This is a genomic window from Pseudoalteromonas rubra, assembly GCF_000967655.1.
Taxonomy (GTDB): Bacteria; Pseudomonadota; Gammaproteobacteria; order Enterobacterales; family Alteromonadaceae; genus Pseudoalteromonas; species Pseudoalteromonas rubra_A.
In genome coordinates, this window is record NZ_JXYA01000064.1 from 1 (window position 1) to 22,310 (window position 22,310).

At 53.4% G+C, this 22,310-nt stretch carries 13 protein-coding genes; 11 read left to right on the forward strand and 2 right to left on the reverse strand.

Translation table 11 applies throughout. The annotated features are described in order from the left end of the window. The first annotated feature begins 1,207 nt into the window (after positions 1-1,207). The 5 genes from leuA to TW77_RS21890 all read left to right on the forward strand — a co-directional run bounded on the left by leuA (position 1,208) and on the right by TW77_RS21890 (position 6,529). Positions 1,208-2,755, forward strand: coding sequence for a 2-isopropylmalate synthase (gene leuA, locus TW77_RS21870; protein ID WP_046007088.1), 1,548 nt, complete (start codon positions 1,208-1,210; stop codon positions 2,753-2,755). After that, positions 2,752-3,828 (forward strand): 3-isopropylmalate dehydrogenase, encoded by a 1,077-nt coding sequence (gene leuB, locus TW77_RS21875; protein WP_046007089.1) that lies wholly within the window; start codon positions 2,752-2,754, stop codon positions 3,826-3,828. The genes leuA and leuB overlap by 4 nt, the downstream gene beginning before the upstream one ends. Positions 3,829-3,860: 32 nt before the next feature. Further along, positions 3,861-5,264, forward strand: coding sequence for a 3-isopropylmalate dehydratase large subunit (leuC, locus tag TW77_RS21880; protein WP_046007090.1), 1,404 nt, complete (start codon positions 3,861-3,863; stop codon positions 5,262-5,264). Continuing rightward, positions 5,261-5,860, forward strand: coding sequence for a 3-isopropylmalate dehydratase small subunit (leuD, locus tag TW77_RS21885; RefSeq protein WP_046007091.1), 600 nt, complete (start codon positions 5,261-5,263; stop codon positions 5,858-5,860). The genes leuC and leuD overlap by 4 nt, the downstream gene beginning before the upstream one ends. An 81-nt stretch (positions 5,861-5,941) precedes the next feature. Further along, entirely contained in the window at positions 5,942-6,529 is a 588-nt protein-coding gene (locus TW77_RS21890) for a hypothetical protein (RefSeq protein WP_046007092.1), read from the forward strand. Positions 6,530-6,572: 43 nt separating this feature from the next. On the opposite strand, the gene TW77_RS21895 is transcribed toward TW77_RS21890, so the two are convergent. Then, positions 6,573-6,968 carry a hypothetical protein gene (locus tag TW77_RS21895; RefSeq protein WP_046007093.1) on the reverse strand — a complete coding sequence of 132 codons (396 nt, stop codon included), beginning with the start codon at positions 6,966-6,968 and terminating at the stop codon, positions 6,573-6,575. A gap of 53 nt (positions 6,969-7,021) precedes the next feature. Between TW77_RS21895 and TW77_RS21900 the strand changes: the two genes are divergently transcribed. Continuing rightward, on the forward strand, positions 7,022-7,486 hold the full coding sequence (locus TW77_RS21900; RefSeq protein ID WP_428838754.1) for a TerB family tellurite resistance protein: 465 nt from the start codon (positions 7,022-7,024) through the stop codon (positions 7,484-7,486). On the opposite strand, the gene TW77_RS21905 is transcribed toward TW77_RS21900, so the two are convergent. Then, complete coding sequence (locus tag TW77_RS21905) at positions 7,483-8,007, reverse strand: RNA polymerase sigma factor (RefSeq protein ID WP_010383862.1); 525 nt, start codon at positions 8,005-8,007, stop codon at positions 7,483-7,485. The genes TW77_RS21900 and TW77_RS21905 overlap by 4 nt on opposite strands. Before the next feature lie 303 nt (positions 8,008-8,310). On the opposite strand from TW77_RS21905, the gene TW77_RS21910 reads away from it, so the two are divergent. The 5 genes from TW77_RS21910 to TW77_RS21930 all read left to right on the forward strand — a co-directional run bounded on the left by TW77_RS21910 (position 8,311) and on the right by TW77_RS21930 (position 22,236). Further along, entirely contained in the window at positions 8,311-10,707 is a 2,397-nt protein-coding gene (locus TW77_RS21910) for a penicillin acylase family protein (protein WP_052713302.1), read from the forward strand. Positions 10,708-10,762: 55 nt separating this feature from the next. After that, positions 10,763-10,966 carry an MbtH family protein gene (locus TW77_RS21915; RefSeq protein WP_046007095.1) on the forward strand — a complete coding sequence of 68 codons (204 nt, stop codon included), beginning with the start codon at positions 10,763-10,765 and terminating at the stop codon, positions 10,964-10,966. Positions 10,967-11,073: 107 nt separating this feature from the next. Then, the gene (locus TW77_RS21920) at positions 11,074-16,290 is read left to right on the forward strand and encodes a non-ribosomal peptide synthetase (protein WP_046007096.1); all 5,217 of its coding nucleotides are present in this window, start codon (positions 11,074-11,076) and stop codon (positions 16,288-16,290) included. Between the two features lie 2 nt (positions 16,291-16,292). Continuing rightward, positions 16,293-20,687, forward strand: a complete 4,395-nt coding sequence (locus TW77_RS21925; protein ID WP_046007097.1) for a type I polyketide synthase — start codon at positions 16,293-16,295, stop codon at positions 20,685-20,687. 163 nt (positions 20,688-20,850) lie between these two features. Beyond that, positions 20,851-22,236, forward strand: a complete 1,386-nt coding sequence (locus TW77_RS21930) for a hypothetical protein (RefSeq protein ID WP_046007098.1) — start codon at positions 20,851-20,853, stop codon at positions 22,234-22,236. The last annotated feature ends 74 nt before the right edge of the window (positions 22,237-22,310 follow it).

Genomic DNA, 22,310 nt, shown 5'->3' on the forward strand with positions numbered 1-22,310 from the left:
GTTAATTATTCAAAATGGTATAAAGTACTTCCATATAGTATCCCCCCCTTCGCGCGTCCTTGCGCTCACTTCCTCGAACTGCGAAGCGTTGCTTCGGTTTCTCGTCACCCAAACTCAGTAGTGGCAGTTTCTATCCATCCATGGATGCACTGCATTCGTATGTCCTATACATCAAACGAAATAGCCGAAGGGTCGGCCCCGGCCGATGAAGCTGTAGATAGAATAGCGTTGTCTATTCATCCATGAAGCTGGTATCTAGCAGTCTTTGGACACACTTCCATGAATATCATCGACATTAGTACTTCCATGTACGTCAAACCCGTTGCAGCAATGGAGCGGGTTTTTTGCTATGTGCGATTTAAAAAGCGGTAAATGCTGGCAATCCACACCGTTCGTATGGCAAATGCGTCGAAACAGACACACTCAATACCGAGAGAATGGTTTAAGCAGATCCCGCATCGCGTGCGGGATGACAACGGAGTTGCTGGAGGCTGAGCTGAACTGGGCCAATATCGAGTCGCTGCTGGAATGGGTTAAAAGTACTATTTTTTTAGACTCTTTATAGGCCTAGTGTTTTTAAAGAAGTCGCTTATATTTAGACTCTTACAGTCCACACTACCGTCATCCCGCACGTGATGCGGGAGGCCACACTAAATGCATGGCATTGGTTTCTGATCAAGCATACTCAATACTAACGAGCCGGGCCCGGATCAACCTCAGAATAATGACAAAGCACTGTAAAGACGTAGAGTGGAGTCGGATATAGCGTGAGTTGCTTTTTGAGCATGTCGCAGACACCGCAAGCAAAGTTTCCTCATGGAGTTTTATCAGAATAATTGCCCCTATTTTCAATAAATTTAAATCACCCTGGATTTAAGCTCTCATGCGTTTAACTTCCAGTGACCTCACACTTTTGGCATGAAAATACCTGTACTGTTTTTGTGTTTGAATTAAAATTCCTTTTTAGACTGCTTTAAATCGGCTTTTGTGAAATAAATATGCTTGATTTGATGTTTTAGGCCATGTTAAAACATAGTCAATTCATCAACAGGACCAGTGCCCACATGCAAATTATTACGTTGTCACTATTGCTTAACCTCTTACTGCTTAGCTGTAAGAGCGGGGCGTAGTTGCGCGTAAGGGCAGCAACACGATAAACCCCGCACATTGTGCGGGGTTTTTTTATGCTTAAACGAGGACATCAGGTATGCAAGACAAGGTTTGGATATTCGACACGACATTAAGAGATGGAGAGCAGGCGCTTAAAGCCAGTCTGACGGAAGAAGATAAAATTCTGCTCGCGCATACCATTAGTCGTTTAAATGTAGATGTGATGGAGGTTGGTTTCCCGGTCTCAAGTCCGGCGGACTTTCGTGCAGTACAGCGCATTGCCAGAGAAATCAGTGGACCAAGCATTTGCGGTTTGGCCCGTGCTGTCAGTAAAGACATTGAAGCCTGTGGTGAGGCGCTGAGACCGGCTGAGAAAAGCCGTATTCATACTTTTATCGCCACCAGTCCATTGCACCTGGAGCATAAGCTAAGAATGTCCCTGGATGATGCAACCGAGATGGCGGTTAAATCAATTAAGCTGGCGCGCAACTATACCGATGATGTTGAGTTCTCCTGTGAAGATGCCAGCCGCACGCCATTTGATGACTTGTGTCGTGTTGTTGAGCGAGCTATAGATGCTGGTGCCAGCACCATTAACCTGCCTGATACAGTGGGCTATGTGACACCCGATGAATATGCCGCGATGATCCGCCATATCCGTAATAATGTGCCAAATATAGATAAAGCGCGCCTGAGCGTGCATTGCCACAATGATTTAGGGTTGGCTGTTGCGAACTCCATCGCTGCAGTACAGGCCGGTGCAAGGCAAATCGAATGTACCATTAATGGTATTGGTGAGCGTGCCGGTAACTGCTCATTAGAAGAAGCTGCCATGATCCTAAAAATGCGTGAAGACCATTTACGGGTGGGTTGTGATATTCGCAGCGAAGAAATTTATCGGGCATCACGCCAGGTCGCTAAGATTTGTAATATGCCGGTCCAGCCTAATAAAGCCATCGTCGGCGAAAATGCCTTTGCTCATAGCTCAGGTATTCACCAGGATGGGGTATTGAAGGCGCAAAATACCTACGAAATCATGTCTCCGGAAACCGTGGGCGTGCCAAATAACCAGTTGAATATGACCTCACGCTCCGGTCGCCATGTCATTGAGCACCGCCTGAGCGAGCTGGGTTATCAAAAATCTGACTACGACATGGATTCACTCTACGAGAGCTTCCTGGCCCTGGCCGATCAGAAGGGCACAGTATACGACTATGACCTGGAAGCGATGATCCACTTTAATCAGATTACTGACAAAGACGATTTTTACCAGCTGCAATTTGTCAACGCGTCGTCAAACTCCCAATCTATTGCCAGTGCAACCGTGGGGATTGCAATGGGCGAGCAACTAAAACAAGAAGCGGCTACCGGCAACGGGCCGGTGGAAGCGGCATTTCTGGCACTTGAGCGGATCACAGGCAAAGCCGTTGATATTGTTGAGTACAACCTGGATGCCACCGGTCAGGGCGCAAGCTCACTGGGGCAGGTCGATATGATTGCTAAATATGACGGTCGCCGCTACCACGGCACCGGACTGGCTGCCGATGTTGTTGAAGCGTCGGTACACGCCATGGTCCACGTTTATAACTTAATTCACCGAGCCGCTAAGGTCTCGAGTCTGAAACAACAAAGGAAAGCAGGATGAGTCAATCAAATTATCAGATAGCCGTATTAGCCGGTGATGGCATTGGGCCTGAGGTCATGGCGGCCGCTGAACTGGTGCTTGATAAAGTCAGCGAAGTATTTGGTATTACTCTGGAGCGCCAACATCATGCTATTGGCGGCGCGGCCATTGATGAATATGGTGTTGCGTTGCCTCCTACAACACTGGCTGCGTGTGAAGCAGCAGATGCCATTTTGTTTGGCTCAGTCGGTGGGCCTAAGTGGGAGCATTTACCGCCTCAGGAGCAACCTGAACGTGCTTCTTTGCTACCGCTGAGAAAACATTTCGGGCTGTTTTGTAATCTGCGTCCGGCCCAGTTGCTACCGGCACTCAGTGCCGCTTCCCCATTACGGGCTGATATCAGTCAGCAAGGCTTTGATATTTTGTGTGTTCGCGAGCTAACCGGTGGCATCTATTTTGGTGAAAAGGGCCGTGAGGGGTCGGGACCTGAGGAAGCGGCGTTTGATACGCAGCGGTACAGTCGCCATGAAATTGAACGCATTGCCCGTTTTGCGTTTGAAGCGGCAAGGCTGCGCAGTAACCGGGTTACCTCAGTTGATAAAGCCAATGTGCTGGCATCGAGCGTGCTCTGGCGCGAGGTGGTGTGTGAGGTAAGTAAAGACTACCCGGATGTGGAACTGGAGCACATCTATATTGATAACGCCGCAATGCAGCTGGTTAAACAGCCGGGGCAGTTTGATGTGCTGCTGTGTGACAACTTATTTGGTGACATCCTGTCGGATGAATGCGCCATGATCACAGGCTCCATGGGGTTGCTACCGTCAGCAAGCCTGAATCAATCGGGTTTTGGCCTTTATGAGCCGGCGGGCGGATCTGCCCCCGATATTGCAGGAAAAGGTATTGCCAATCCAATCGCACAGATCCTCAGTGCCGCGCTGATGTTGCGTTATTCATTGGCACAGGATGAGGCGGCAAGGCGCATTGAAAAGGCGGTAGCAGAAGCTGTGGCAGCCGGTGTGGGTACGCCGGATATTTACCCGGCAGCTGGTTACACCACCCTGGACGTCGCCCATGCAATTGTCGAGCGAATTTAACCTGATCTCAGATTAACAACAGGATGTAGCAAGTGGCACAAACATTATACGATAAAATCTGGCAGGCGCATGTGGTCGCCAGTATAAACGAGCAAACCGACTTACTGTATATCGACAGGCATCTGGTGCATGAAGTCACTTCGCCTCAGGCGTTTGCTGGCTTGCGTGAAAAGAACCGCACGGTGCGCTGCCCGCATAAGACCTTTGCGACCATGGATCACAATGTATCGACCAAAAGCCGTTCCATTGACGCGGCGAGTGAAGTCAGTAAGAACCAGCTTCAGGCGTTAGCAAAGAACTGTCAGGAATTCGGCATTGAACTTTATGATCTGAACTCAGTGAATCAGGGCATAGTGCATGTGATGGGGCCTGAGCAGGGGATCACTTTACCAGGCACGACTATCGTGTGTGGCGACAGCCACACCTCAACGCATGGTGCTTTTGGCGCACTGGCCCATGGCATCGGCACCTCTGAAGTGGAGCACGTGCTGGCCACTCAGACACTCCAGCAGAAGAAAGCGAGATCGCTGAAAATTGAGATCACCGGCACGTTGCGGCCCACCGTCACGGCGAAGGATCTGATCATGGCCGTGATCGGTAAACTGGGCACGGCAGGAGGCACCGGTTTTGTGGCGGAGTTTTGCGGCACGGCCATCGAGGCCTTATCGATGGAAGCGCGCATGACTCTGTGTAATATGAGCATTGAAATGGGTGCCAAGGCTGGATTGATCGCTCCGGATCAGACCACTTACGATTATCTGAAAGGCCGTCCTTTCGCACCGCAGGGGAAAGACTTTGATCAGGCTGTGGCTTATTGGCAAACTCTGCACTCAGATCCTGATGCTGCTTTCGACAGCGAAGTGATCATCAGCGCCGACGAGATCCAGCCACAGGTGACCTGGGGCACCAGCCCCGAGCAAGTGATCGGGATTGATGAGGCTATTCCGGATCCGGAAACTGAGCCGGATCTGATCAAGGCCGAGGCCATGCGCAGCGCACTGCGTTATATGGGCCTGCACGCAGGTCAGAAACTGACAGACGCTAAAGTAGATACGGTGTTTATTGGCTCCTGTACCAATAGCCGTATTGAAGACTTGCGCGCCGCAGCCCAGGTTGTGGCCGGTAAACAGGTTGCCAGCGGCGTTGAAGCCTTAATAGTGCCAGGCTCAGGTCTGGTAAAACAGCAGGCTGAACAAGAAGGTCTGGCGGATATCTTTATGGCGGCAGGCTTTGAGTGGCGTGAACCCGGTTGCTCTATGTGTCTGGCAATGAACGACGACCGTCTGGGGATGGGTAAACGCTGTGCGTCAACCTCCAATCGTAACTTTGAAGGGCGTCAGGGGCGCGGTGGCAGAACCCACTTAGTGAGCCCTGCGATGGCCGCGGCCGCAGCAATTGCGGGTCACTTTACCGATATTCAAGGAGAGCAGGCATGAGTGTTTTTCATTGCGGATTGTTAGCACCGCTGGATAAAAATAATGTCGATACCGATCAGATCATTCCCAAGCAATTCTTAACGTCTACCAGTCGGGACGGTTTTGACAAGGCGCTTTTTTATGACTGGCGCTACACAGAACAAGGCGAGCCGGATCCGGATTTCATTCTCAATGCGCCGCAATATCAGGGTGCCAGCGTGTTGCTGACTCGGGATAATTTTGGCTGTGGTTCATCGCGGGAGCATGCGCCCTGGGCGCTCAAGCAGTACGGCTTTACCGTGATCCTGGCACAGAGTTTTGCGGATATCTTTTTTAACAACTGTGGCAATAATCAGATGCTGTGCATTAGCCTGCCAGCGAGCACCCTGGATAGTCTGTTTGGCTTGTGTGAGCGCCAGGCCGATATCCAGATTGAAGTCGACCTGGCAGCTCAGCAACTGCGTAGCGAGCATTTTGCGCCGATCGCGTTTGATGTTCGCCCGGACATTAAAGCCCGACTGCTCAGTGGGCTCGACTTTATCGGTGAAACCGAGCAGCTCAACGCCCAAATAGATAAGTTTGAACACCAGCTTCAGGCGGCACGCCCCTGGCAGTAACTGTGTGATCACCGCATTTAATTGGCAAAGGCCGCTAAGTGGATTACGCTGCGGCCTTTATTATTTTTTAGGAACAATGATATGAAACTCGTTTATGCAGCTGCTTTGCTGGTCAGTGGTGCGGTAATGGCGCGCCCGGCGCCTTTAGTCTCTATCCCCACGCATGATGCGTTCTTCGACCAAATCAAACAACATTGTGGCAAAGCGTATGAAGGCAAAGTGACAGTCGACAATCAAGGGCCCAGTGCGTTTAGCGAAGCGCGTTTGGTCATGCACGTGCGTCGTTGTAACGAGCAGGAGCTGCAAATTCCGTTTCATGTTGGCCAAAATGCCTCGCGCACCTGGATCATTACCAAAACAGGTAGCGGCCTGAGCCTCAAGCATGACCACCGTCATAAGGATGGCAGTGATGATGAATCGACTATGTATGGTGGTCATACAGTCGATGCGGGGTATAACAATGTGCAGTCTTTCCCGGCGGATCAGTACTCCAAAGAGTTATTTGCGAGGCGCGGTATTCCGCAATCTATAGGTAACACGTGGCAGATGTACATTTACGATGAGCGTTTTACCTATCGCCTGGTCAGAGAAGGGCGTGAGTTCAGAGTTGACTTTGACCTGACTAAACCGGTTCAGGCACCCAAAGCCCCTTGGGGTTATCAGGACTAAGAGGGTTGCACAGCTCAGTAACTCATACTGAGCTGTGCGAGTATTACGGCTTTTTCACACAGCGCACTTCAACTTGCAAGTCAGGCTCATACGGTCTGGGGTAAGTGGGCAGGCGGTCAAAGCCTTGTATTCCCGCGATCACTACCAATTGCGGCAAGCTGCCCTGACAAAGCCGTTGGCTGTGTCTGAGTAAAAACACACTTTGTTGCAAAAAGTGCTGATAACTATCCGATTTTATCTGTAAATAGTAGTGGTCGTCATTATACTTAATTTGTTCATAGTGCACCTTATGATCGAAGTCGTACAGCTTTTCGACGACGCCATTGGGCGGAGGTGTGTAGCTACTACAGGCACTGACAAGTAAAGAGAGTACGGCCAGAAGAGCTAAACGCCGTGGTTGTTTGATTGCCCGAGTTATCTTAAAACACAAATGTGACATACAAAACCTGTTAATCCATTATCGTCTTGCTTGAAGTGTAACATATTTAGGAGGTGCACTTGTTTGCGCAACTGAGAAAGTTCATTAATACCCTGGCTGAGCAACCCGAGTCTGATCAGGCACCCGATTTTACCACCGCATTGGCCGCGTTGATGGTGGAAATTATGCGTGCAGACGGTGAAGTCCATGTCGACGAGTGCCATATGATAGCCCGGCTACTGACTCAGCACAGTGGGATTTCCACACAGGCCAGCGAGCTTATTCGTGACCAGGCTATTGAGATGGTAGATGAAGCGATTGATTTGCATCGGTTTGTACGTGTCGTCAACGCGCATACCGGCGAGCTGGAACGGATAGAAGTAATAGAGCTGCTGTGGCTGGTTGCTTTTGCCGACGGCCGCTTAGACCCTCATGAGGAACATATGGTCAGAAAGGTAGCAGGTCTGCTCTATGTGGCGCACGCTGACTTTATTTCAGCAAAACTCACTGCCCGCCAGCAGCTAAAGCTCACCGACTAGTGGGTGAGCTGAGCGGTCCCCAGTTCTGTTTTGCACGACTGGATAGCCTCTTTGATCAGGAAATTGACCAGGGTAGGAGAAATACTGTACATCTGAGCAATTTCTTTTTGCTTTAACCGCCCGTCACGATAAAAACTCACCACGTTTTGATGGCGTTTAGACAGCTTGGCAATGGTGTGATTCACCTTCTCCGACAGCTGTGCGTCAATAAAGCGGGTTTCAATGTTAGATTCTTCATCATCAAAGTGCTCGCCGTGCACAGATTCCATATCCACCAGGCTTTCCCGGCTTTGTTTGCGTAACATGTCGATGGCGATATTGCGGGCCACCTGATAGCAAAAGCTCTTCGAGTTTTTAACCTGACAATTCTGACAGGCAGACATGCCAGACAGGCGAATAAAGGTATCTTGTAACGCATCCTCAGCGAGATAGGGGCAGCGCAGAATATTATTCAAATAAGCAAGTAGCTTGGCTTCGTTTTCTGCAATGACATTTGACCACTTTTCACACGACTGCGGCACGGTAAGTTCTCCTGGTGTATTTGTATTAGATCCGTTATGGCGAATGATAATAGTTATCACTATTATGTTATTTCCTTTTGTATTTTGCCGTCAAGTAATTTTCTACCCTGAATTGGACCTTTATGAGGTTCAAAGTGCAGTGACTTAGGATTCTGGCACCCAGAGGTGCAACCGGTGTGCGCGTCGGGCACTGTGGATTGGACGCATTGGGGTGATTTTTTGTTTTGATCTCGCGTCTACAAGTGAAGCTCCTACTTCTATTTTCTCAGGGGCTTTTTTGTATTTTTAAACAAAAGGATGAATATGAAATTATTTACACTGAGCATTGCAGGGCTCGCCATTTTTATGGGCAGCACACAGGCCGCCCCACTTTTTCCCCCAGCCCTGACACATCCTCACAACAACGAAGCCGTTAGTCTCACCCGCACCCAGTTTGGTATTGCGCATGTCAAAGCGCAGAGTCTGTACGGACTGGGCTATGGCAATGCCTATGCTCAGGCACAAGATCACAGTTGTCTGCTGGCAGACGGCTACCTGCGGCTGCGTGGCGAGCGTGCTCAATATCTTGGCGCACATCGTTATGAAGGAGATAACCACTACCTGATGTCGGATATCGGTTATCGCATTTTGGACTTGCCAGGTCGTGCTGCACAGCAATATTTGAGCTTATCGGCGAGCACGCGCGCACTGGCAGAGGGCTTTGCTGCCGGGTATAACCACTATCTTGAGGAGGTTGCTGCGGGCAATGAACAGCTGGATGAGATCTGTCGCGATGCTCCCTGGGTTAAACCCATCACCGCACAGGACGTGATTGCCAATGTATTGCTGATGGGCGTGCAGGGCAGTGTGGGTCGGTTACTGCCACAGTTAGTGCAGGCCGGGCCGGACAACGCGACCACGCCAGCACAACAGGGTCGCGCTATGGCACTGACACCTGCCGAGCAACTCACACAGGGGTCAAATGGCTGGGCGATTGGTAAAACCCTGAGCCACAATGGCCGGGGTATGGTACTGGCCAACCCACATTTTCCGTTCAATGGCAATTTCCGTTTCTGGACCCATCATGCCACGGTACCGGGTGAACTGGATGTGATGGGCGCTTCCGTTCTGGGTATGCCCGGCGTGGTCAATATCGGCTTCAACCGTAACCTGGCCTGGACCCACACCTACTCAACGGCACTGCATCATGTATTTTATGAATTGACGCTGGACCCGGACAATCCACGCCGATATCGTTATGAAGGACAGTGGCACACTATGCGTGAGCGTGAGATCCAGGTAGTAGTGAAAACGGCAACGGGGATGCAAACGCACACCCACACGGCGTATGCCACACACTTTGGTTTAATGCTCGAAGACGCAGAGCGCTTTCCCTGGCAGGACGGGGTGGCCTATGCGGTCAGTGATGTCAATCTGGATAACTTCTCTGCCATAGATCATTGGCTGTCTTATAACCGGGCCGAGTCAGTCGCACGATTGCGCGCAGCATCCAGACGTTTTAACGGTCTGTCTTTCAATAATACGTTGGCAGCAGATAAATATGGCAACGCTTTCTATACCGATGATTCCAATGTCCCTAACCTTTCAGCGACTGCTTTGAGCTGGTTACAGACGAACCCCAAATCCGCAGCCATTTTTGCCGCCACAGGTCAGGTGGTGTTGCCAGGTGACCGCGAAGAGATGATTTTTGATGGGGCCGTTGAGCTGGCCGAAGCACCGTCACTCAGCCGTCGTGATTATGTGCAAAATTCCAATGACTCATTCTGGCTGAGTAATGCTTCACAGCCACTGCGCGACGTCTCTCCTTTGTATGGTCAGGTGGATGTACAGCAGTCTGAGCGCAGCCGTTATGCCTATGCGTTGTTGCGTTCAGGATCGGGGCGAGATGGTCGTTTCAGTCTCGACGAACTGGAGCATATCCTGCTGGGCAACGGTAGTTATTTTGCCAGTGAGCGAGGGGTTATCGCCGACTTATGTCAGCAGTATGCGGGTCAGCGCTGGGCGCTGAACGACCAGCTGGAGGTCGATGTTGATCCCGTTTGCGGCGCATTTGCACAGTGGGATGGACGCTTTGATTTGACATCAAAATCGGCCCATCTGGCGCGGGAGTTTTTCCGTGTGCTCGACAAGCGCGAAGACTTTGCGGTGCCGTTTAATCCCAGATTGCCAACCACCACGCCACACACACTGAAATCGGACCCAGATATTCTGCGAAAGCTGCTCCGTGCTGCGGCCGATTTAGCGCACTATGGGTTTGCGCTGGATGCACCATTTGCTGAGATCCAGTATTTGCAAAAAGGCACGGAGCGCTTGCCCTGGGCCGGACCTGAACATCAAAGTGGCGGGTTTAACGTGTTTGCCACCCACAATACCATGGACCTGAGTAGCTTTGCCGCTCAGCCATCACCGCCATTGACCAGTGTGGTTGATGGACGGCCGCTGTGGTCCGGGCTGCGAGAGGAAGGTTACGGCATTAACTTTGGCTCCAGCTGGATGATGGTGGTGGGCTTTGATGATAACGGGCCGGTTGCCCGCGGCCTGCTGAGTTATTCGCAAAGTGCCAATCGCGACTCGGTGCACTTCAGCGACAGCAGTCGACATTACAGTGCACAGCAAGGGCTGGTTGAATTGCCATTCTATCCCTGGCAGGTGTCCATCAATAAGCTCAGCGCCACCAAACTGATCGTGAAAAAAGACTAAAAAACCCGGACTGTCGCGCGTCACTATGCCGACAGTCTGATTTTTGGAGAAAACGATGAGCTTTGATAACGACAATGGCACCTTCAAGGTCCTGGTTAACCATGAAGAACAATACTCACTCTGGCCCAGTTACAAAAGCGTGCCCGGTGGTTGGCAGGATGTGGGTGTCGAAGGTGATAAAGAGACCTGTCTGGCCTACATCAATACGCACTGGACTGATATGCGTCCGTTGAGCCTTCGCCAGGCGATGGATCAGTAAGTTTTCCGGCGTCGACTGATAAGCCTAGCTGCTGATCAGCGCCAGTGCGGGGCGAACACCCAGCCGCACTGCCTTGCCACACTGCCAGTTTATTCACGGAGTACCCCATGACCGCCACGACGATAATGGATCGCCTTGCCCACCACGCAACACAGCAGCCACAACAAACCGCGCTGATCTGCGTAGATAAAAAAGCACACACACGCTTTAGTTTTCAGGCCTTGTATGAACAGAGTTTACAGCTGGCAGGGCATCTGCAGCATCACGTCAGTGCGGGGGATCGCGCCCTGATCCTGATGGATACCGGCATTGAATATGTGACCAGCTTTCTTGCTTGTCAGCACCTGGGGGTGACCGCTATCCCGAGCTTTCCACCCGAGTCGACCAAGGCGCAACACATTGCCCGTACCGTGGGCATTGCCGAAGACGCCAGTGCCCGGCTGGTGCTAACCACCTCTCGTTTTAGCGAAACGGTCGCGGGCATGTGCGAGGCTCTGGATGGCATCATTATGCAGGTGGTGGACGAATTAAACACGCCAGCACCTGAAGCGCCACGTCACCCGGCGCACAGCGACGAGATTGCCTTTTTACAGTACACCTCGGGCTCAACCGCCAAACCAAAAGGCGTGATGGTCAGCCATGGTAATTTGCTGGCCAATGAAGCGGTGATCACCGAGCGAATGCAAACCACCCAATCCGATATGATGGTCAGCTGGTTGCCGCTGTTTCATGATATGGGACTGATTGGCGGGTTGTTGCAGCCGATCTACGTTGGCTATCCGTTGGTATTGTGCTCGCCCCGTTTCTTTATGGAGCGCCCGGCGCGTTGGCTACAGCTGATTGGTGAATATGGCGGCACTGTCTCGGGTGGCCCCGACTTTTCTTTCCGTTTGTGTCTGGAGCGGATCCGCGATAAGCAACTTGCAGATTTGGACTTGAGCAGTTGGCGCGTCGCCTTCTCCGGCGCAGAACCAATCCGTCACGACACCCTGCTGGACTTTGCAGAGCGCTTTGCGCCGCAGGGTATGCAGGCATCGGCCATTTACCCTTGCTACGGTCTGGCTGAGGGCACCTTGATGGTGACGGGCACCCAAGCCGGTGGCGGCGCCGTGATCCGTGCCTTTGATAACCAGGGGCTGGCAGCAGGCCGCGCAGAGCTGGCCGATGCCCGCGATCTGCGCGACAGCGACGCATACTGCCACCAGGTAGGCTGTGGTCAGGTCGCCAGCGGCCACCTGCTCAGGATCACGTGTCCGCAGTCACGTCAGGCACTGGCCGACGGTGAAATTGGCGAGATCTGGACCGCCGGACCCAGCATTGCGCTGGGGTACTGGCAGAATGAACAAGCGACTCAGGACACCTTTGTGGAGCTCGACGGCCACCGCTGGCTAAGAACCGGTGACGTTGGTTATGTGTTCGACGGCCAGCTCTATATCTCGGGCCGACAAAAAGACTTGATCATCATGAATGGTCACAATGTTTATCCGCAGGATATTGAGCGCGCCATTGAAGCCGAGCTGAGCTTTGTGCGTAAAGGTCGGGTCTCGGCGTTTCCGGTGCCCAGTGCAGAAAGTGGCGAAGGCATTGGTCTGGCAATCGAAACCAGCAACAGCTATCGCAATGAGGTCCCGGCGCAGCAAACGGCGTTGATCGTCCGTGACTTTATCACTGAGCACTTTGCTGCCTGTCCTGAGCTGTTATTGCTCCTGGATCAGGGGGGCTTGCCAAAAACCTCCAGCGGTAAGCTCCAGCGCAGTGCCTGTCTGAAGTTACGCAATGCCAGCGAGCTGGCCAGTTATGGAGATTTTGACCTGGCTCAGCTGCAACAACTGACGGCGCAAGACTCACTGCCCGGCAATGCCCACTGGGATCACCTGACCCAGCAACTGGCGCAGTGCTGGCAAAGCGTGCTGCGTTATCCGGTCAACCACGACGACGCGGACTTTTTTGCGCTGGGAGGCAGCTCGATTAAAGCCGCCCAGTTACTGGCACTGATCCAGAGCGAACTGGATTGTCAGCTCGACCCCAGCAGCTTGTTTGCAGCACATCGCTTTGGCGATTTCTGCCAGCGTGTGCGAGACGTGATGGATGCACCCAGTGTGCAGCTCCCTGCGCAACGGCTGGATGATTACCCACTCAGTGCCCAGCAACAAAGACAGTTGTTCTTATGGCAGCTGGAGCCTGGCAGCAGTGCCTATCATATTGGTGCAACGATAAAGTTATCAGGCACAATTAACCCGCAGCGCCTTGAGCAGGCCTGTGCACAGGTACTGGCCCAACAACCAGCGTTGCAACAAGCCTATTTTAAAACTGCTGATGGCCAGTGGCGTCAACGCACCGCTGCGCAGCTTTTGCAGTGGCATTATCATGACCTCAGCGATGCTGCGGATGCAGCCACACAGGCGGATGTCTTGCAGCGTACTTGCTATGAAACCCCGTTTGCACTGGGCGACGGCGAAAATTTCCGTGCTGCGTTGATCCGTGAGTCTGAACAGACATATCGCCTGGTGCTGGTTATGCACCACATTGCCAGTGATGCCTGGAGCTTTGATTTGCTGCTGGGTGCCATCTCGCATCACTACAACACGCAGGGGGAAGGCGCGCTCGACAGCAGCGACATCCAGTATGGTGACTTTGCTCTGTGGCAGCAGGAGTGGCTGACCTCAGAGGCCGCCGCGACGCAGCTGGCTTACTGGCAGAAACGGCTGGATGGTCAGGGTGATGAAGAGTTACTGGTGCCTGAGCAGGCGCGACGCAGCGATTTGGCAGCGCCCATGGGCGTGATGCGTTTTACCCTGGATCACAAACACACCGACAAGCTGCAACAGCTGGCTCATGGTCAAAATGCCAGTTTGTTTATGCTGTTGCTAAGCAGTTTGCAGGTGCTGTTTTATCGCCTCAGTGGCAAACGTCAGCCACAGATTGGCGTGGCAGTGGCCAACCGTAACCTGGCACAGTTACACAAGCTGGTGGGCTTTTTCATCAATACTCAGGTGATCCGTGGCTCGGTATCACCGGAGCAGAGCTTTACCCAGTTGCTCGAAGCGTGCAAACACACAGCACTGGAGGCACAGCGTTATCAGGACTATCCATTTGAAAAGCTGGTGGAAGTGCTGAATCCACAGCGCGCACTGGGACAGACACCGCTGTTTCAGGTGATGTTTAACCACCTTGAGCAGGATGTGGCTAAGGCACTGACGCTGGCCGACTGCACCACAGATGATGCGCAGTCACTGCAGCAGCAGGCACAGTTTGACCTTAGCATAGATTCGCGACTGGATGAGCAAGGCCAGTTGAGCATTGAGCTACAGTACAATCAGGCGCTCTATCAGCACAGCACCATAGCGCGATTGTCTGGGGCTTTTCAGCAGCTACTCAATCAGCTGCCACAACAGGCGCAGCAGGCCATTGGCAATCTGTCTTTGGGCACAGAACTGGCACACATTCCGGCGGCAACGGGCGCTGATGCGTCGGCACCTGCTGCACAGTGGCTGACATCAATCAGCGAGTATGCAGCCAGCAATCCGGATACCACGGCGGTAATTTTTGACGACCAGCACTATAGCTATGAGTGGCTGGAGCAAACGGCCAACCGGCTCGCACATGGTCTGGTCGCTCAGGGTCTGACAGATCAGGTGGTGGGGATCATGCAGGCCCGTAAACCCCTGATGCTGGCCTCGGTGTTGGCGTGTTTGAAGGCCAATGCCGCCTACTTACCGTTAGATCCTAACTTCCCGCAAGCGAAGTTAGTGCATATGGTCAGCGACAGTGGCTGTGCGGCGATACTGGGTGAGCAGACTGACATCTCCTTACCTGTGCCCTGTATTTCTCCGGTTGCTTTACTCAGTGAACACCATGAACACAGCACTCCGCCTGTGGTGGTGCATCATGCTCATTCACTGGCCTATTTAAACTATACCTCTGGCTCGACGGGCCAGGCGAAGGGCGTGGCGATTGAGCATCAGGCGCTGGCCTGTTACATCGAATCGGCAAAAGCGTTTATTGCGCTCAGCCACGCCGATGTTGTGCTGCAATTTGCCACCATTAACTTTGATGCTTTTGTCGAGCAGCTGTTCCCCAGCTGGGCTGTGGGCGCTGCCGTGGTGTTACGTGGCGATACGCTGTGGGATGCCGACACCCTGTACCAGCAAGCACAACGTCACAAGATCAGCGTGATGGATCTCAGTGCTGCCTATTGGCGCAGCATTGCTGCCAGCTGGGCGCGAATGGCAACCACCACGCCATTGTCACTGCCCCATTTACGCCAGGTGCATTCGGGTGGTGAAGCCATGTCAGAGCAGGGCATTGCAGACTGGCGCGCGGCAGGTCTGGGTGAGGTGCGTCTGCTCAACACTTACGGACCAACAGAAATTGTGGTTGAGGCCGCTATTCATGATTGCCGCACCCTGACAGCGGGCGAGCAGGTTCCGCTGGGTCATGCCCTGAATGGTCGTCACCTGTATGTGCTCGACAGCAACCTTCAGCCGGTGGCCGAAGGCCAGGTGGGTGAACTGTATATCGGCGGCGAGCTGCTCGCGCGCGGATACTGGCAACGTCCGGCGCAGACGGCCACTTGCTTTATTGCCGATCCGTTTGCGGATAATGGTGCGCGCATGTACGCCAGTGGCGATCTGGTTAGCTGGCAAAATGGCGCGCTGCATTATCATGGCCGCAGCGATCATCAGGTTAAAATTCGCGGTTTCCGGGTTGAACTGGGTGAAATCGAAACACGCTTAACGCAGCTGCCGGACGTGGATGTGGCGGTGGTGATCACCGAGCAGCAGGCACAGTCGTTAAGCCTGATTGCCTATGTACAAAGCGAGCGCCATGACGACCCGGACTATGCACTCAGACTCAAGCGGGCGCTGACCGAGCAGCTGCCCGACTATATGGTCCCGGCGCAGATGGTGGTGCTGGCACAGCTACCTGTTAATGCCAGCGGCAAGCTGGAGCGTCAGCAACTGCCAAAAGTCCAGCCCGCGCAGGCGCCGGTAGCCAGCACGGCAACCAATCAGACAGAGCAGGCGCTGGAAACAATCTGGATGAAGCATCTGGCGGTTGCTCAGGTTGACCGCAATGCAAACTTCTTCGATTTGGGAGGCCATTCGCTGTTGCTGATGGCGGTCTTCGACGACTTAAAACCGCAGTTTGCCCAATTGCAGCTGACCGACTTATTCGCCTATCCCAGCATCGCCAGCCTGGCTGCGTATCTGGACCAGTCACAAACAACACAGTCACAAACAACTAGCGCCCCGAGTGGCGCCCGGCAGCGTCGCGGCATGGGTGCCGTCGCTGCCCGTAAACGTAAAGTAAGAGAATCATAATCATGTCAGAACAGCACTATAGTGAACTGGATATTGCCATCATAGGAATGGCCGGGCGTTTCCCCGATGCGGATAACGTCGATGCCTTGTGGCAAAATATTCGCGCCGGCCGCTGCGCCGTGCAAAGTTATGACGACGAGGCGCTGCGCCGCGCCGGGGTGAGCGAGTCTGACTTAAACGACCCGGACTATGTGAAGCGTGGCATACCATTTGACGGACTGGCGCAATTTGATGCTGAGTTTTTTGGCTACACGCCAAAAGAGGCCGAGCAACTAGACCCTCAGCAGCGTCACTTTCTACAAACCTGCTGGCATGCCATGGCCCACGCCGGACTGGCGCAGGGTGAACTGACCGGCGTTTATGCCGGGTGTGGTGTCCCCGCCTATCTGATGCAAAACTTGTTGCAGGGACAGCAGCGCGATATTACCAGCCTGCTGGCGCTAACCAACGGCAATGACAAAGATTCACTGGCGACCCGGGTGAGCTATGAGCTGGACCTCAAAGGTCCGGCGGTCACCGTTCAGACTGCCTGCTCAACCTCACTGGTTGCGGTGCATATGGCGTGTCGTGCGCTGCAAAACTTTGAGTGTGACTCGGCCCTGGCAGGCGGTGTGTGGCTTAATCTGACGCCGGATCAGGGGTATCATGCCCCGGCTGGTGGCAGCTTGTCGCCTTCTGGTCAGTTGAGCGCTTTTGGTGAGCAGGCCGATGGCATATTGATCGGCAGCGGCAGTGCGGCTGTGGTATTAAAGCGCCTGGCAGAAGCGCAAGAAGACGGCGACCATATTCTGGCAGTGATCAAAGGCTCTGCCATCAATAATGATGGCCGTGACAAGGTCGGCTACACCGCGCCGAGCGTTAACGGTCAGGCCAATGCGATTATGGCAGCACTGGAGTTTGCAGACATTGAGCCGCACAGTGTGGGTTACATTGAAGCCCATGGCACCGGCACTGAGCTGGGCGACCCGATTGAAATTGCTGCGCTGAGCCAGGCCTATGGTGGTGATGCAAAGCAATACTGTGCGATTGGCTCGGCCAAAACCAATCTTGGCCACCTTGATGCCGCAGCCGGGGTGACTGGCCTTATCAAGGCGGTCCAGGCGCTGCGTCATAAGGAGTTACCGCCCAGCCTGCACAGTCAGCCTTTGAACAGCAAAATCGATTTTGCCAGCAGCCCCTTCTACGTTAATACCGAGCTGAAACCTTGGCACAGTGCAAGCGTTCGTCGTGCAGCGGTGAGTTCATTAGGCATGGGTGGCACTAACGCCCATGTGATCCTGGAAGAATACAGTCAGCAAGACACGGAGCAAAACAGCGATGCGCCGTGGCATATGCTGCCGATCAGCGCCAGCAGTCAAAGCGCTTTGGTTCGTCAGACTCAGGCGCTGGCCGACACATTGCAGCGCTCGCCAGAGCAGTTTGGCCAGCTGGCTGCCCAGTTGCAGCATAAACGCAGCGCGCTGGCGGTGCGTTATGCCTGTGTGGCAGAAAATGCCGAGCAGGCCATTGCGCAGTTACTGCGAGAGCCGCAGGGCGATAAAGCGGCCGCGCCTCGGGTAGCACTGATGTTCTCTGGGCAGGGCTCACAGTATGTCACTATGGCCCAGCCGTTACTGCGCGCAGTACCGGCATTTAAGGCCGCCTTTGATGAGGTAATGGGGCATTTCCCAGAGACCTTACAGCAGGAGCTGCACAGCGTCTTTAGTCCGGCAGACAGCGAGATCCTGACGGCCAATCAGCTACTGAATCAGACCCGCATTACGCAACCTGCCTTGTTTGTGGTCGCTTATGCCATGGCAAAATGTTACGAGGCGCACGGCGTGGTCATCAGTGCCATGCTGGGCCACAGCATTGGCGAATATGCGGCGGCTTGTCTGGCTGGGGTAATGACCCTGGAGGTGGCAACTCAGCTTGTGACTGCACGCGGTGAAGTACTGCAAAACATGGCGCCGGGTACCATGCTTTCTGTCATGGCCGATGGTGAAACCATTGCCCCTTATCTCAATGATGGGCTCGACATTGCGGCGCTGAACAGCCCGACCAATACCGTGATTGCCGGTACGCGCGAAGCAATTAAGGCCTTGCAGGGTGAACTGAAAGCGGCCGATATTGCCGCAACGCGCCTGCACGTTTCGCACGCTTTCCACAGTCACCTGACCGAAGCCGTTTTACCTGACTTTGCCAGCACGCTGGAACAGGTACTGAGTGTATCGCCGCTGCGCGCGCCAGAGGTGCCGTTTGTGTCTAACGTCACAGGCGACTGGATCGCGGCCGAGCAGGCCTGCTCAGCGCAGTACTGGCTGGACCATATTCGTCAGCCGGTGAACTTTGTGGCCGGTGTGAAGGTGCTGGCAGAGAACACCGATGTGTTGATTGAAGCCGGACCGGGCGACACCCTGCAAAAACTGGCCAAACAAACACTGAGTGAAGACAAGGTCGTATTGCACTCCGTGTCTCACGCACGTGACCTTAAAGCGCCATTACCGCCGTTTGCCAAAACCTTAGCTAAGCTATGGCAGCTGGGTTGTGCGATTGACTTTACACAGCTTACAGCGCGTCCACACGGCCAGGCTAACCTGTTGCCCGAGTACGTGTTTGCGGATACCGAATACTGGGTTGAGCCGGGTGCCGTGACAAAAGCGGCAGCGAATGTGACTAACAATGCGGTTCAACAAGGCGCGCAGCTTTATGCACCGCAATGGCAGCAATGTGTTGCGCCACAAAAAGTGTCGTCACTGGCTGGCAAACGGGTGTTGCTGCTGGCAGCCGATGTGCCTTTGGTCACACAGCTGAGCGCAGCGTTAACCGAGGCGGGCGCCCTGCTGACTCAAATCTGGCAGGGTGAGGCGTTCTCAGCCCTCGATGCACAGACTTATCGCCTGAACCTGCAAGATGCAGCGCAACTGAGTGAGCTGAGTGCAGCGGTGGGGGAGTTTGATCAGGTGATCGACACCCGCTTTACGCAATCACTAAGCACCGATGTGCTGGCCTATAACACCCTACTACCTGTGGTGCAGTGGCTGATGTCGCTTGGCGGGCGTCCGCTGAGTATCGTCGCAACTGAGCTATTTAATGTGCTGGGCGATGACGCTGTTAGTGTACAAAAGGCCTCACTGTTAGGGCTCACGCGGGTTGCACCTTTGGAGCTGAGCGCACAGAGCTGTCAGGTACTGGCACTGACACAGCAGATGGCAGACAACCCGAGCCAAAAACTCAGCAATCGTCTGGTCGCTGACTTGGCTCAGGGGGAAGGGGAAATTGCCTATCGTGGTGCACATCGTTTTACTTTAACGCAAACTGCCGTGACCGCTCAGCCCACGCCGAGTGCTGCACCTGAGGTGACATTAATCACAGGTGGATTAGGCGGCATAGGCCTTACGCTGGCTCAGCATCTGGCCGGACAGGGACATACCCTGGTGCTGCAAACGCGCCAGTCAATGGCGGAGCCTGCGCAGTGGGCACAGCTGAGCGAAGATGAGCAACAGCCGCAGAAGTTACGTGCGCGCTATCAGCAACTCCATGCTTTGCAGCAAAGCGGCGCCAGGCTGAAAGTGATCAGCGCTGATGTGACTGATCTGACACAGATGCAGATGGCGCTTAACGAAGTTCAGGCAGAAACGGGCCCCGTGACTCAGGTGATCCATGCTGCGGGCTTACCCGGTGGTGGCTTGCTCAATGAGATCTCCGCGGAGCAGGCACAACAAAGCGCCGTGGCCAAAGTACAGGGTACACAGGCGTTATTACAGCTGTTTGCCGAGACGCCATTGACGCGCATGGTGCTGTGTTCCTGTCTGGCCTCCATAGTGGGCGCCTTTGCGCAAAGTGATTACTGCGCCGCTAACAGCTATCTGGACGCGGTTGCACAGCAGGAGCACCCATTTACTGTGCAGGTTCTGAACTGGGATGCCTGGATAAACACAGGGATGACGGCCAATATGACGCTGGCCGATGGACTGGGGCTGAGTCACAAAGAGGCGTGCCAGTTACTTGATGCCGCACTAAGTCTGGATTTGCCGCAGGTTTATTGTGCCAGCACCGAGTGGTCGCAATTGTGTGCGGCAACGCGAGCCACGGAGCAGGCATTGTTGGCGCGACTGAACAAGCCCAAAGGCCATGCGCGCCCAGAACTGGCGGTGGAATACGAAGCGCCAGAGAGCGAGCTGGAGCATAAGCTGGTTGCCCTGTGGGCCGAGTATCTGGGTTTTGAGCAGATCGGTATTTTCGACAGCATGCTGGAGCTGGGCGGCGATTCGCTGGTGGCGATCCAGATGCTGGCGAAAGCCAAACAAATGTTTGCCGTTGAGCTGGAACCGGCTGCTTTCTTTGAAGATCCAACCATAGACAACCTGGCCTTTATGATTGAAGAACAGCTGGTGGCTCAGCTGCAATCTCACTAACTTCCTCCTGCGGCCTCAACAGAGGCCGCATTTTTATCTTCGCTTACCTGAATCCCATCGCTTTTTTGATAAATAACTTGCCAGCAACGCTTGCGTTCTTTTTTGTGATACTATAACATTCCTGCATTGTTATAATGTAACGTTTGGATTTAAGGTAGTATTGATGATTTTCAGAGCAAAGGTCCTGGCAGCGGCTGTATCGGCCATCTTGTTGTCTGCGTGTGGTGGTACAGATCACAACGTTGAGCGCACGGCGCAGCCTGCAGTCGCAGATGAAGCTAAGGCTGAAGAGGCGAAAGCGACAGAATCTGAAAAAGAAGCCGATCATGATGAACATGATCACGATGAGGGTGTAACCGATGTCGCAGGGCGTCTGGTGGTTAGCAGTGCTGACAGCCACGTGCTGCATGTCTACTCAACTGCAGATCAATCTCTGATTGACTCGATTGGCCTGACTTACGCACCTGACTATTTATATGGCTCAGAAAATCATCGCTATGCGATTTCGGTACAGCGTACCAACGGCATGGTGGAGTTTTTGGATGGCGGTTTATACCAGGAAGCCCATGATGACCATTTCCATGCGCATCAGGATGCACCGGCCGCTGTGTCATTTCATCTTGAATCGGTGAAACCGACTCATGTGACGGTCAGTGAAGGCGGTATCGCCGTGTTCTCTGATGGCGATGCGCAAAGCCAGCAAAACGCGTCAGTGGCCATGTTCAACGAATCGCACATCAGCGGTGCAAACAAAGAGGTTGCGGTGTGGGAATACAACACATATATGCACGGCGCAGCCCAGGCACGCGGTGAGTACCTGATCAGCACATTGCGTGACAGCAGCAGTGAGTCGATGTTGCCTGCTCAAATTGGTTTGTTCCACGCCCATGGTGACCATTTCCATGCTGACAAAGTCTTTGATGTTAGCTGTCCTGGACTGCATGGCAGTGCACAGAATGAAGAAACCATTGTATTTGGTTGTACTGACGGAGTGGCCTTGATCACTCAGGAAGGTCAGGCCTTCAGCGCAAGCAAAATCGCCAACCCGGAGAGCTTTGCAGAAGGTCAGCGCGTGGGCTCTTTGAAAGGTCATCATCACAGTGACCAGTATATTGCGAAAGCCGGTGATCAGTTGCTTGTGTTAGATGCGCATGACGCTGAGTTTGAAGCGCTGGAATGGCAAGTAACTAATGGCTATAGCATCAACTACTATGGATTCAGTGCCAGCGGCGAGCACATTGTCGTTATGGATAGCGCAGGTAAGCTAAGCGTTTTTGCCGCTCATGAGCATGATGGTGAGCACCACTGGGAAGCTGAGCACGAAGTGATGGTGAGCGAGAGCTTGGCCAAAGGTCAAAGCTTCTCACTGGCATTGTCTCAGGCTGAAGAAGCGGTATTTGTCAGCGACTCGGAGAATAAACTGATTAAGAAATTCGATTTAGAAGCTGGTGCATGGTCACAGACCTTTGAGCTGGATATTGTACCAGGCAAGCTGGTGTGGCTGGGGATCGCCAAAAGTGAAGCGGCGCACGACGAGCATGAACACTAATACCAATTTGCTTAATTAAGTGTTCAATTTTGAGGCGAGAAAATATCGTCGATAACAAGGCAAAAATTTTGCTA